We start from the raw sequence: 13,028 nt of genomic DNA on the forward strand, positions 1-13,028 counted from the left end.
GGGCCGAGTCTAGGCGCGTGAATAAAGGCTGAATAGCAAGATTGATCTGGGTGATAAAGATGCCAAACAGGCGCAGCCCCTGTCGCCGCTGCCGAAGGCTGCGATAAGTCCCGCCGGGACTTTGGCTGCAATGAAGTCGCTACGGCCGTTGCGGCCGATCGCAGCCTGCGGCAGCGGCTACAGGACATTGCATCGGGCAAAAAAAAGAGCGCCGCTGAGGGCGCTCTTTTTCATGGTGCTGACTATCGGCTTCAGCCGATGGTCATCAGGCTGGCGTTGCCGCCGGCCGCTGCGGTGTTGACGCTCAGGGCGCGCTCGATCACCAGGCGTTCCAGGGCAATCGCCGTCTCGCCCTGGGACAGGCCCTGGACGCCGACGATGGCGCCGGCACGCTGGGCCACTTGCTGGCAAACGCCGCGCAGTTGGTCAGAGTCGCCGTGATGCAGGACCGCGTCGAATACCACGTCGTCCTTGGTCCAATCCGCCACCCGCTGGATGCGTGCTTGCACGTCCTTGGGCAGACGGGCGAACAGCGCCTTGCTGAGCTCGCTTTCCGGCCAGACTGCCGAACCGCCGACGGCCAGTACGGCCGCCAGTTGGGTCAGCAGGTCGCCCTCGACCTCCGCCAGGCACAGGACGTGCTCGCGGGGCAGGATGGCGTAGCTGTTGCGCTCGCCGGTCGGGCCGTTCAGCTGGCGGGTGATACCGCTTTGCGACTGGCTGGCGAACTGTTTGCACAGGGTCGCCAGTTCCACCAGTTTGCTGCTCTCGGCCCAGGCTTGCAGGGCGTTGAGCGGCTTGCCGAGGGCTTCGCGCAGGCGCAGGTCCGGAGCGTTGGCCGCATCGGCACGGACGAAGGATTGCTCGATCGCATCCACCGGACGGGTCGACAGCAGGCGGTACAGGTACAACGGACCGCCGGCTTTCGGGCCGGTGCCCGACAGGCCTTCGCCGCCGAACGGCTGCACGCCGACCACGGCACCGACGATGTTGCGGTTGACGTAGACGTTACCGGCGTTGACGTTGTCCACCACCTTGGCAATGGTTTCGTCGATCCGGGTGTGCACACCCAGGGTCAGGCCGTAGCCGGAAGCGTTGATCTGGGCGATCAGTTGGTCGATGTCTTTGCGCTTGTAGCGCACCACGTGCAACACCGGACCGAAGATCTCGCGCTGCAGTTCATCGAAGCTTTCCAGTTCGATCAGGGTCGGCATGACAAAGGTGCCACGCTTGCATTCTTCGCTGTCGGCGATGGCCATCTGGTACACGCTGCGACCTTTGTCGCGCATGGCCTGGATGTGCTTCTCGATGCCGGCCTTGGCTTCGGCGTCGATTACCGGGCCGATGTCCACCGACAGGCGCTCCGGGTTGCCCAGGCGGTTTTCGGCCATGGCGCCCTTGAGCATTTCGATCACGCGGTCGGCGGAGTCTTCCTGCAGGCACAGCACGCGCAGGGCCGAGCAACGCTGGCCGGCACTGTCGAAGGCCGAGGACACCACATCGATGACCACTTGTTCGGTCAGGGCCGAGGAGTCGACGATCATGGCGTTCTGGCCACCGGTTTCGGCGATCAGCGGGATCGGCCGACCCTGGTTGTCCAGGCGCCCGGCGATGTTGCGCTGCAGCAGGCGCGCGACTTCGGTGGAACCGGTGAACATCACGCCCTTGACGCGCTCGTCACCGACCAGGCGGGCACCGACGCTTTCGCCCTGGCCCGGCAGCAGTTGCAGCACGCCTTCAGGAATCCCGGCTTCGAGCAGCAGGCGCACGGCCTGGGCCGCCACCAGCGGGGTCTGTTCGGCCGGCTTGGCCAGTACCGGGTTGCCGGCGGCGAGGGCGGCGGCGACCTGGCCGCTGAAGATCGCCAGCGGGAAGTTCCACGGGCTGATGCACACCACAGGACCCAGCGGACGGTGGGCGTCGTTGCTGAAGTCATTGCGGGCCTGCACCGCGTAATAACGCAGGAAGTCCACGGCTTCACGCACTTCGGCGATGGCGTTGGCGAAGGTCTTGCCGGCCTCGCGGGCCAACAGGCCCATCAGCGGCTGGATCTCGGCTTCCATCAGGTCGGCGGCGCGTTCCAGGATCGCGGCGCGTTCGGCCGGCGGCGTGGCCTGCCAGATCGGCGCGGCGTTGAGGGCGCACTGGATGGCGTTGTCGACGTCTTCGATCGTGGCTTCCTGGACGTGACCGACCACATCGCGATGATCCGACGGGTTGAGGACCGGCGCCGGGGTTTCGCTGCTGGCGGCGCAACCGAGCATTGGCGCGGCTTTCCAGTGGTTGTGAGCGCTGGCCAGCAGGGCGCAGGACAACGACGCCAGGCGGTGTTCGTTGGCCATGTCGATGCCGGCGGAGTTGGCGCGCTCGCTGCCATACAGGTCACGCGGCAGCGGAATGCGTGGGTGCGGCAGGCCGAAGCCGCCTTCCAGGGTGGCCATCTGCTCGATCTGCGCCACCGGGTCGGCCACCAGCTCTTGAATCGAGATCGACTGGTCGGCGATGCGGTTGACGAAGGAGGTGTTGGCGCCGTTTTCCAGCAGGCGGCGTACCAGGTAGGCCAGCAGGGTTTCGTGGGTGCCGACCGGTGCGTACACGCGGCACGGACGGTTCAGCTTGCCATCGGCAACCTTGCCGACCACTTGCTCGTACAGCGGTTCGCCCATGCCGTGCAGGCACTGGAACTCGTACTGGCCGGGGTAATAGTTCTGACCGGCAATGTGGTAGATCGCCGACAGGGTGTGGGCGTTGTGGGTGGCGAACTGCGGGTAGATGACTTCCGGCACCGACAGCAACTTGCGTGCGCAGGCGATGTAGGAAACATCGGTGTACACCTTGCGGGTGTAGACCGGATAGCCTTCCAGGCCTTCGACCTGGGCGCGCTTGATCTCGCTGTCCCAGTAGGCGCCCTTCACCAGGCGGATCATCAGGCGGTGACGGCTGCGGCGGGCCAGATCGATGACGTAGTCGATGACGTACGGGCAGCGCTTCTGGTAGGCCTGGATCACGAAGCCGATGCCGTTCCAGCCGGTCAGCTGCGGCTCGAAGCACAGGCGCTCCAGCAGGTCCAGGGACAGCTCCAGGCGGTCTGCTTCCTCGGCGTCGATGTTCAGGCCGATGTCGTACTGCTTGGCCAGCAGGGTCAGGGACAGCAGGCGCGGGTACAGCTCTTCCATCACCCGCTCGTACTGCGCGCGGCTGTAGCGCGGGTGCAGCGCCGAGAGCTTGATGGAGATGCCCGGGCCTTCATAGATGCCGCGGCCGTGAGAGGCCTTGCCAATGGAATGAATGGCCTGCTCGTAGGAGGCGAGGTATTTCTGCGCGTCGTGCTCGGTCAGTGCCGCTTCGCCGAGCATGTCGTAGGAGTAGCGGAAGCCCTTGGCTTCGAACTTGCTGGCGTTGGCCAGGGCTTCGGCGATGGTTTCGCCGGTGACGAACTGCTCGCCCATCAAACGCATGGCCATGTCCACGCCCTTGCGGATCATCGGCTCGCCGCTCTTGCCGATGATGCGGCTCAGGGAGGAGGTCAGGCCGGCCTCGTTGTGGGTCGACACCAGCTTGCCGGTGAGCAACAGGCCCCAAGTGGCGGCGTTGACGAACAGCGACGGGCTGTTGCCCAGGTGCGGCTGCCAGTTGCCGGTGCTGATCTTGTCGCGGATCAGCGCGTCACGGGTGCCCTTGTCGGGGATGCGCAGCAGGGCCTCGGCCAGGCACATCAGTGCCACGCCTTCCTGGGACGACAGGGAGAACTCCTGCAGCAGGCCCTGGACGATACCGGCACGGCCACCGGCGCTCTTCTGGTTACGCAGCTTCTCGGCGATCGAGGCGGCCAGCTTGTTGGCGGCTTCGGCGGTGGCGGCCGGCAGACGCGCCTGCTCCAGCAGCATCGGCACCACTTCCGGTTCCGGGCGGCGGTAGGCAGCGGTGATCGAGGCGCGCAGCACCGATTGCGGGAGGATGCTCTCGGCAAATTCGAGGAAGCATTGGTGAGCGTGATCGGTCAGCACATCGCCGGCGTCGTCGCCGTCCTTGGTGGTGACACTGCTCAGCTCGGTCAGGGTTGCACCACCCTCGAGTTTTTCCAGGTAATTGAAAATCGCCTGCTTGATCAGCCAGTGCGGCGTACGATCGATCGAGGTCGCAGCAGCCTTGAGGCGCTCGCGGGTTGGGTCGTCGAGTTTGACCCCGAGGGTGGTGGTAGCCATATTTTTATCCTCATGTTTGCCACGCACGTGTGGCATCAGCTGGCGGCAAGATTATCCGTGCGCCGAAATAGGTGCAACCGGGTGCAACCCTTTTTTCGCTGGAATAAATAGCAGCTCGTCAGGAAATCAATATTGCCTCCTGGCTCCCGTATTGCCTTGGTGCATTTAATTCTGGCGGGTGGATTTCTTGCTCCAAAAAGGAGCAAAAAAGTTGTCGTCGTCGGTAAATGCGACAAGGTGCAACTTAATTGGATGAAACTGGTTGCACCTTGTTTAATTTGTTGAATAGGATTCGCGCCCAAGGTGCAACCTGTCTTTTGCGACTCGGTTCATCGGCCAATGGCTTTCCTGGGGAAACATTGGTCATAAAACGTGCGCGATGGCCGATCGTCTTCCAAACTGTAAAAGCTGGGTGACGGTACTGCTGACCGCCGCTACATAAAAACAAAGCCAGGGCGTAACTCAAATGAGTGCAAGCAATCCAACCTTGATCACGTTCGTGATCTACATCGCAGCAATGGTGCTGATCGGCTTCATGGCCTATCGCTCCACCAACAACCTTTCCGACTACATTCTTGGCGGCCGCAGTCTGGGCAGCGTGGTGACCGCGCTTTCCGCTGGTGCTTCCGACATGAGTGGCTGGCTGCTGATGGGCCTTCCGGGCGCTATCTACATGTCGGGTCTGTCGGAGAGCTGGATCGCCATCGGACTGATCGTCGGTGCCTACCTGAACTGGCTGTTCGTTGCCGGTCGTCTGCGGGTGCAGACCGAGCACAACGGTGATGCTCTGACCTTGCCGGACTACTTCTCCAGCCGTTTCGAAGATAAAAGCGGCCTGCTGCGCATCATCTCCGCAGTGGTGATCCTGGTGTTCTTCACCATCTACTGTGCCTCCGGCATCGTAGCCGGTGCCCGTCTGTTCGAAAGCACCTTCGGCATGCCTTACGAGACGGCGCTGTGGGCTGGCGCGGCGGCGACCATTGCTTACACCTTTGTTGGTGGCTTCCTGGCGGTGAGCTGGACCGATACCGTGCAGGCCACGCTGATGATCTTCGCGTTGATCCTGACCCCGATCATCGTGCTGTTGGCCACCGGTGGCGTCGATACCACCTTCCTGGCGATCGAAGCCAAGGACCCGACCAGCTTCGACATGCTCAAGAACACCACCTTTATCGGCGTGATCTCGCTGATGGGCTGGGGCCTGGGCTACTTTGGTCAGCCACACATCCTGGCGCGTTTCATGGCGGCGGATTCGGTGAAGTCGATCGCCAATGCCCGTCGTATCTCCATGACCTGGATGATCCTGTGCCTGGGCGGCACCGTGGCCGTGGGCTTCTTCGGTATCGCCTACTTCTCGGCGCATCCTGAAGTGGCCGGTCCGGTGACCGAGAACCCTGAGCGTGTGTTCATCGAACTGGCCAAGCTGCTGTTCAACCCGTGGGTAGCCGGCGTGTTGCTGTCGGCCATTCTGGCGGCGGTGATGAGTACCCTGAGCTGCCAGTTGCTGGTGTGCTCCAGCGCCCTGACCGAAGACTTCTATAAAGCCTTCCTGCGCAAGCACGCCTCTCAAGTTGAGCTGGTATGGGTCGGTCGCGCCATGGTGCTGGTGGTGGCGCTGGTCGCCATCGCCATGGCCGCCAACCCGGAAAACCGCGTGCTGGGCCTGGTGAGCTACGCCTGGGCCGGCTTCGGTGCGGCGTTCGGTCCTGTGGTGCTGATCTCGGTGCTCTGGAAGGGCATGACCCGTGACGGCGCGCTGGCCGGGATCATCGTCGGTGCCGTCACCGTGATTCTGTGGAAACACTTCGCTCTGCTGGGTCTGTACGAAATCATCCCGGGCTTCATCTTCGCCAGCCTGGCAATCGTGCTGGTGAGCAAGATGGGTGCTCCAAGCGCTGGCATGGTTCAGCGTTTTGAAGCGGCCGAGAAGGATTTCAAGCTCAACCACTGAGTGCGCAAATCCTGCCCTGATCGTTCGGGGCAATGAAAACGGCCCGCTGCGTCACCGCAGCGGGCCGTTTTTTTTGCGGTTCGGGTAGCTGCTGCCGCAGGCTGCGAACCAGATGGGCAGCATTCCGGCGCAGCGTTGGCGGCGCTCTGAAGAACGCCAGGGGCTCGTCTGGCAATCGCCAGGCAAGGCCTTGCAGGCCTTTGCGCAGCCTCGCCATGGCTCGGCAGCGGCTACAGACCAATGCCGATCCGGGGGTGGTGTAGCCGCTGCCGCAGGCTGCGAACGGCCCGTAGGGCCGCGGCGCTCTCAAGGTCGATGAGCTCCGACGGGGGATCGCCAGGCAAGGCCTTGCAGGCCTTTGCGCAGCCTCGCCATGGCTCGGCAGCGGCTACAGACCAATGCCGATCCGGGGGTGGTGTAGCCGCTGCCGCAGGCTGCGAACGGCCCGTAGGGCTGCCGCGTTCTTAAGGCCGATGAGCTCCGACGGGGGATCGCCAGGCAAGGCCCTGCGGGCCTTTGCGCAGCCTTGCAGGCTCGGCAGCGGTAGGGTCAGTGCAGTTCTGCGTCCGGCTGGTTGAGGAAGATCAACACGCCAAGGATCGCCATGTAGAACTTGAAGGCCGCGTCCTGGCCATTCCAGGTCTGGGATTGCCACATCATGAACCACTCGCCACCCACCACCATGAAGCCGAAGAACCAGACGCAGAAGCCCAGGCAGAAGCCGGCAATGGCCCAGCCTTTGCGCCGGTTGAAGTAGCTGGCGACACCGTGTCGCGCCAGCCACAGGCGCAAGGCGCCAACGGCCAGCAATACCCCGGTCAGGGCCTCGCCGGTAATGATCAGCCAGTAGCCGACATTCCACAGCAGAGGCAGGGTCAGGGCGCGGTCGGTGGCGGTGTTGCCGGGGAAGACGCTGTCCATGCTCAGTACGTGCTGGACAAAGGCGAAGTTGGAGTCGTAGTCGCTGATGTTGTTGTAAGCCACCAGCAAGGCGAACGCCGCCACTGCCAGGGTCATGGTGATTTTTACGTAACGCACAATCATGTTGGGTTCCTTTGAGGGTGAGTAATGATCCTGGGGGCTGGTTGGGGGTGGATGCGTCGGTGCCAACGCGCTGGGGGGATTTGGGGGGGATGGCCCTGGCGTCTGCTGCCAGGGCCGATGAATCAGGCTTGTTTCAGCGCCTGGTCAAGGTCCTCGAGCAGGTCCTCGATGGCCTCGATGCCGACCGAAAGGCGGATCATCTCCGGCTTGACGCCGGCCTTGGCCTGCTCTTGTTCGTTCATCTGCCGGTGGGTGGTGGACGCCGGGTGGCAGGCCAGGGACTTGGCGTCGCCGATGTTTACCAGGCGCTTGAAGATCTGCAGGGCGTCGTAGAAACGCACGCCTGCGGCATAGCCGCCTTTTAGGCCGAAGGACAGGATCGCCGACGGCTTGCCCTGCATGTACTTGCGCGCCAGTTCATGGTGCGGGTGATCGGCCAGGCCGGCGTAGCTGACCCAGGCCACCAGCGGGTGGTCCTTGAGGAACTGCGCGACCCGGATCGCGTTGTCGGTGTGGCGCTCCATGCGCAGGGCCAGGGTTTCCAGGCCTTGCAGCAGGAGGAAGGCGTTCATCGGCGCCAGCGCCGCGCCGGTGTTGCGCAGTGGTACGGTGCGGGCCCGGGCGATAAAGGCAGCCGGGCCGAACTTTTCGGTGTAGACCACGCCGTGGTAGGCCGGCTCCGGGGTGTTGAGGCTGGCGAACTTCTGCGGATGCTCGGCCCAGGGGAAGTTGCCGCTGTCGACGATCACCCCGCCCAGGGAGTTGCCGTGGCCGCCGACGTACTTGGTCACCGAGTGCACCACGATGTCGGCGCCGAACTGGATCGGCTTGCACAGGATTGGCGTGGCCACGGTGTTGTCCACCATCAGCGGTACGTTGCGGGCGTGGGCGGCCTGGGCCAGGCCCTCGATGTCGACGATGTTGCCCGCCGGGTTGCCGATGCTTTCGCAGTACACCAGCTTGGTCTTGTCGTCGATCAGCTCGGCGATGGCCTCTGGCGAATCGTCCCGGGCGAAGCGCACTTCGACCCCGAAGCTGGGCAGCAGGTGGGCGAACAGGGTGTAGGTACCGCCGTACAGCTGGGGTGTGGAGACAATATTGTCCCCGGCCTGGGTCAGGGTCTGGATCGCGTAGTGGATCGCCGCGCTGCCAGCCGCCACCGCCAGCCCGGCGATCCCGCCTTCCAGGGCGGCCATGCGCTGTTCCAGCACATCGTTGGTGGGGTTCATGATGCGGGTGTAAATGTTGCCGGGCACATCCAGGTTGAACAGGTCCGCCCCGTGCTGGGCGTTGTCGAACTCGAAGGCGACGTTCTGGTAGATGGGCACGGCCACGGCCTTGGTGGTCGGGTCCGACTTGAATCCATGGTGCAGCGCAATCGTTGCGTCTTTCATAAATCCTCGACTCAGTAGCAATCCGTTTTATGAGCACAGCCAGGCAGGTCGTGTGCCCGCGCAGCAGTCAGTGGTCCCGTGTGTCTGAGTCGCCAGCAACCGCTTGAGGTGCCCGCCGCTTGGCCGCGAGCGGGCGCGTCAGTGTCCAATAGGCGCGGCGGATGGGCAAGGGGCGCTGGCTTGCCGGGAATGGGGCGGCCGTCCTTGGCCAATGGCGGTTTCAGCGCGGCTGGGACCAGCCCTGGGAGCGGCTGACGGCGGCGCTGAAGGTGCGGCGCCAAGCGTCGGCCGTGGTCCGGTCGACACGGGGCTGATAGTGGGTGCGGGTGTTGTCCAACTCCGGCAGCTCCAGGCCCAGGCCACGGGCAGCCAGGGCGGCGCAGCCCAGGGCGGTGAGTTCGTCGAAACGCTGGGTGACGATGGTGCGTTGCAGGATATCGGCAAGGAACTGGGCGAAATACGGGCTGCGGGCCAGCCCGCCGTCGATCGACAGCTGGTCGGTGACACGCAGGTGATCGTCCATCGCGGTGATCACTTCGGCGCTGCGCAGGGCCACGCCTTCCAGCACCGCCTGGCACAGGTCCTGGCGGCTGGTGGCGGCGTTCATGCCGATCCACACCGCTCCGGCGCTGCGGTCCCAGTGCGGGCAGGCCAGCCCCGACAACGCCGGGACAAAGGCCAGTTCGCGGGAAATGGCCGGTGGCTGATCGAAGGCCGCCAGCTCCGAGAAGTCGCTGAACAGGCCCAGCCGCCCGGCCCACTCCACCGCGGCGCTGGCGTCGTACACGCCACCGTCCATGGCATACACCGGCTTGCCATCGACCTGCCAGGCAATGGTGGCCAGCAGGCCTTTCTCAGGTGCGCGGATGATCTGATCGCCGGTGACGGTCAGGGCGAAGGCGCCGGTGCCGAAGGTGATCTTGGCGTCCCCCGGCTGCCGGCAGCCGTGGCCGTAGAGCGAGGCTTGCTGGTCCACCACTGAGGCGCTGATGGGCGTCTGGCCAATACGCCCGAAGTCGCCGACCGTGGCGCGGATCGGTGGCAGGGCCTCTAGCGGGACGCCGAACAGTGCACACAACTGCGGGTCCCACTGGCCGGTGGCGAGGTTCATCAGCGAGGTGCGCGACGCGGTGGTGATGTCGGTGGCATAGACCCCGGCCAGGCGGTCGAGGAAGTAGGCATCGGTGGTGCCCAGGCGCAGGCGGCCGGCACTCAGGGCCGCTTGTGCCGCCGGCAGGTTCTCCACGATCCAGGCCAGCTTGCTGGCGGAAAAATAGGCGTCCAGAGGCAATCCGGCCCGCTCCAGGGTCAGGGCTTCGGCTCCGTTGGCTCGCAGTTCCTCGATGCGTGCGGCGCTGCGGTTGTCCTGCCAGACGATTACCGGAGACAGCGGTGCGCCACTGATGGCGTCCCAGGCCAGGCAGCTTTCGCCCTGATTGGCCAAGCCGATGGCGTCGACCCGGCCGGTGGCTTCCAGGCAGCGTTGCAGGTTGGCCAGCAGTTCCAGCGGGTCGTGCTCGACCCAGCCCGGACGAGGGTGATGCTGCTGGTGGCGCAGCGCCAGTTGGATGTCGGCACGGCCTTGCATGTCCACAACCAGTACGCGGGTGCTGGTGGTGCCCTGGTCAAGTGCGGCTATTCGCATGGTCTTTTCTCTTGTTGTGGGACGGGCCTAGTCGATGCAGATGTCCAGTTGGTCAAGGTGTTCCGGCAGTTGCAGCTCCTTGAGGGGAATCAGCAGGCGCCGTTCCGGCAGTGCCGAGACCGGGCGGCTCCAGAGGTCCAGGCCCTGGGCGCGGACCCGCAAGGTGCCGCTGACCGCTCGGCTGACCCGCAGTTGGATGTGCCGCAGGCCCGCCAGCTCGCCGCGCACCAGCCGGCCCGGTACGCCGAGCTTGATCGGGGCTGCGTACTTCAGGGTCAGCGCGTCATGGGGAGCGGGTAGCTGGTTGCACAGGGCCAGTGCCATCAGGCTGCCGATACGCCGCCCTTCACGGTAGGACCAGCCGGCGGTCTCGATCGGTCGCAGCAGGTTGCCGGCGGCGAAGTAGGCCGGGTCCGAGCAGCGCCCGTACTGGTCGATCTTCGGCCCGTTGCTACCGCTGTCCAGCTGAAGGTGGCTCTGGCGCACCAGGCTCGACTCCGGGGTGAACTGGCCCGTGAGCAGCACGCCGTCGCAGGCAATCTCGCGCACCTGACCGTCGCCCAGGCGCACCTGGGCCGATTCCACCCGGCCGGTGCCGTTGATCGCCAGCAATTGCGCGCCGAAATGCATGGGAATGCCCAGCAAGCGTGGAAACAGCGACAGCGGCCAGCGTGCGGTTGCCCGGTTGTTGGCTTCGAGCACCGCTACCGGGCGGATTCCTGCGCGCCGGCAACTGAGCACGGCGGACAGGCTGACCAGCTCGGTGCCGACGATCAGCGGCCGCTCAAAGGGCTTGAGGTGCTGCATATAGAGGAAGTTCTGCAAGGCTCCGGTGTTGATCACGCCCACCGGGCGGTCGCCGGACAGCAGGCGTGCCGAGCGCGGGGTTTCCCGGGCGCCGGTGGCGATCAGGACCTTTTTTGCCTGGATCTGTCGCGGCCCGTCGGTGCTCGCCAGGCGCAGCAGGCCGCCGGGTTCCAGGCTGACTACCGTGTGGCGCAGCAGCAGGATCACGCCGGCTTTCAGCGCGGCTTCGACGTTGCGCCGGGCATAGGCCGGGCCGCTGAGAATGCGTTGATACTCGCGCATGCCGAAGGGCGGGTGAGCGCAGTGCCGGGGAATGCCGCCAGCTTCGCTTTCTCGCTCGATGACAATCACCGGGCCGATGCCCTGGCGCCGCAGTTCAATGGCGGCCGCGAGGCCCGCCGGGCCGCTGCCGATAATGGCCGCTTCGGCCTGAAGGAGTTCAGTACTGTTCATGGCAACGACCTGTGGCAAGTGGGACGGCCAGTTGACTGGCACTGAGTTCGGCGACTTGGGCCGAGCAATAGAAACCCTGGCAGCGCCCCATGCAGGCACGGGTGCGACGCTTGAGCCCACCCAGATCGCCGGGGGGCAGGGGGCTGTGCAGGGCGGTCTCGATTTCGCGACGGGTCACCAGTTCGCAATGGCAGACGATTTCGCCATAGCCGGGGCGTTGCCAGTCCCGGGGCAAGTGCTCCGCGAGGTTGGGCATCTGCGGCCAGACCGGCTCGCGCACCGGGTGATGCTGGCGACGCTGGCTGTACAGGCTGTAGACGTGCCGGGCAATGCCCAGGGCGGCAGTGAGCCCGGTGGAGCGGATGCCGCCGACGGTGATCCAGTGCCGGGAGTGATCGGCCTGGATCCGGTACTCCTTCTTGTCGCTGGCCGGGCGCAGCCCCGCGTAGGTCGCGGTGACCGGCATTCCGGCGAGGCCGGGAATCCGCTCCACGGCAGCGTCGATCAGGCTTTGCAGGGTCGGGCCGTCGAGCCCGGCATGCACCCGGTCCTCCTGTTCTTCGGCGGTGGGGCCCACCAGCAGGTTGCCGTAGACGGTGCGGGTCAGGACGATGCCTTTGGTGCGTTCGTTGGGCACCGGCAGGACGATGCGCTCCAGCAGTTTGGCCGCGGCCTTGTCGAAGACCACGAACTGGCCCTTGCGCGGCATGATGCGAAATTCGCTGTGGCCCAGCAGGTTGTGCTCCAGGGTGTCACCGAACAGCCCCGCGCAGTTGATCACCTGGGCGCTGCGCAAGGTGCCCTGGTTGGTATGCAGGGTCCAGGCATCACCATCGAATTGGCCTTGCTGCACCTCGCACCGCAGATGCACCCGGGCGCCATGGGCCATGGCCTGCTGCAGGTAACCCAGGGGCGCTGACCAGGGGTCGATCAGGTGTTCGTCGGGCACCAGCAGCGCGCCCACCGCGTGATTGGCCAGATGGGGTTCCAGGGCGAGGATCTCGCTGCGTTCCAGCAGGCGCACGTTATTGACCCCATTGGCCTGGGCCTGGTCGAGAATCCCTGGCAGGCGGGCCTGGTCCTCGGCGTTCCAGGCCACCACCAGGGCGCCACTCTTGAGCAGCGGCAAGTTCATGGCCGAGTGAATTTCCAGGTATTCCTGGTACCCGGCCTGCATGCACTGCAGCTCCAGGCTGCCGCTGGGGGCATCGAAGCCGGTGTGCAGGATGGCGCTGTTGGCCTTGCTGGCGCCGGAAAGAATGTCGCTGCCCTTTTCCAGCAGCACCACCCGTGCACCCTCCAGGGCAAAGCGCCTGGCCATGGCGCAACCGACGACGCCGCCACCGACGATGGCCACATCGAAAGTCACACTGTTCGGATAAAGTTCGGTCATATGAATGCCTGTTTCCTGCGGTAACACCAAGGTCGTGTGCAGGAATCAAAGCATATTGTGGGCCATGATTGTTGTTTTTGTTTCTTATTCGGTCATATATCGGTCAGTTAAGTGTGGGTTTAAGGCGCTGGGCGAG

The 13,028-nt window shown here is 64.8% G+C and carries 7 protein-coding genes; 1 reads left to right on the forward strand and 6 read right to left on the reverse strand.

What is annotated here, in order from left to right; translation table 11 throughout:
- Window positions 1–251: 251 nt before the first annotated feature.
- The gene (gene putA, locus Q8O96_RS20350; RefSeq protein WP_102862846.1) at window positions 252–4,205 is read right to left on the reverse strand and encodes a trifunctional transcriptional regulator/proline dehydrogenase/L-glutamate gamma-semialdehyde dehydrogenase; all 3,954 of its coding nucleotides are present in this window, start codon (window positions 4,203–4,205) and stop codon (window positions 252–254) included.
- Between the two features lie 466 nt (window positions 4,206–4,671).
- Here putA and putP point away from each other — a divergent pair, with 466 nt between their 5' ends.
- Window positions 4,672–6,156: a sodium/proline symporter PutP gene (putP, locus tag Q8O96_RS20355; RefSeq protein WP_102862847.1), complete on the forward strand. Its 1,485-nt coding sequence runs from the start codon at window positions 4,672–4,674 to the stop codon at window positions 6,154–6,156.
- Window positions 6,157–6,705: 549 nt separating this feature from the next.
- Here putP and Q8O96_RS20360 read toward each other — a convergent pair.
- The 5 genes from Q8O96_RS20360 to Q8O96_RS20380 form a co-directional block, all read right to left on the reverse strand.
- A complete protein-coding gene (locus Q8O96_RS20360; RefSeq protein WP_102862848.1) occupies window positions 6,706–7,200 on the reverse strand; it encodes a DUF2165 family protein in 495 nt (164 codons plus the stop codon).
- A 122-nt stretch (window positions 7,201–7,322) separates the two neighbouring features.
- Window positions 7,323–8,594 carry an O-acetylhomoserine aminocarboxypropyltransferase/cysteine synthase family protein gene (locus Q8O96_RS20365; RefSeq protein ID WP_102862849.1) on the reverse strand — a complete coding sequence of 424 codons (1,272 nt, stop codon included), beginning with the start codon at window positions 8,592–8,594 and terminating at the stop codon, window positions 7,323–7,325.
- Between the two features lie 220 nt (window positions 8,595–8,814).
- Window positions 8,815–10,239 (reverse strand): glycerol kinase, encoded by a 1,425-nt coding sequence (locus Q8O96_RS20370; RefSeq protein ID WP_207166972.1) that lies wholly within the window; start codon window positions 10,237–10,239, stop codon window positions 8,815–8,817.
- A 27-nt stretch (window positions 10,240–10,266) separates the two neighbouring features.
- Window positions 10,267–11,499, reverse strand: a complete 1,233-nt coding sequence (locus Q8O96_RS20375) for an NAD(P)/FAD-dependent oxidoreductase (RefSeq protein WP_305949299.1) — start codon at window positions 11,497–11,499, stop codon at window positions 10,267–10,269.
- The gene (locus tag Q8O96_RS20380; protein ID WP_305949300.1) at window positions 11,486–12,892 is read right to left on the reverse strand and encodes an NAD(P)/FAD-dependent oxidoreductase; all 1,407 of its coding nucleotides are present in this window, start codon (window positions 12,890–12,892) and stop codon (window positions 11,486–11,488) included. The genes Q8O96_RS20375 and Q8O96_RS20380 overlap by 14 nt, the downstream gene beginning before the upstream one ends.
- Between the last annotated feature and the right edge of the window lie 136 nt (window positions 12,893–13,028).

This window comes from Pseudomonas sp. LPH60 (genome assembly GCF_030718165.1).
In the GTDB taxonomy this organism is placed as follows: domain Bacteria; phylum Pseudomonadota; class Gammaproteobacteria; order Pseudomonadales; family Pseudomonadaceae; genus Aquipseudomonas; species Aquipseudomonas danubii.

Bases quoted from the DNA above. Each gene is read 5' to 3' on its own strand.
- putA (WP_102862846.1), bottom strand. From the start codon at position 4,205: ATGGCTACCACCACCCTCGGGGTCAAACTCGACGACCCAACCCGCGAG.
- putP (WP_102862847.1), top strand. From the start codon at position 4,672: ATGAGTGCAAGCAATCCAACCTTGATCACGTTCGTGATCTACATCGCA.
- Q8O96_RS20360 (WP_102862848.1), bottom strand. From the start codon at position 7,200: ATGATTGTGCGTTACGTAAAAATCACCATGACCCTGGCAGTGGCGGCG.
- Q8O96_RS20365 (WP_102862849.1), bottom strand. From the start codon at position 8,594: ATGAAAGACGCAACGATTGCGCTGCACCATGGATTCAAGTCGGACCCG.
- Q8O96_RS20370 (WP_207166972.1), bottom strand. From the start codon at position 10,239: ATGCGAATAGCCGCACTTGACCAGGGCACCACCAGCACCCGCGTACTG.
- Q8O96_RS20375 (WP_305949299.1), bottom strand. From the start codon at position 11,499: ATGAACAGTACTGAACTCCTTCAGGCCGAAGCGGCCATTATCGGCAGC.
- Q8O96_RS20380 (WP_305949300.1), bottom strand. From the start codon at position 12,892: ATGACCGAACTTTATCCGAACAGTGTGACTTTCGATGTGGCCATCGTC.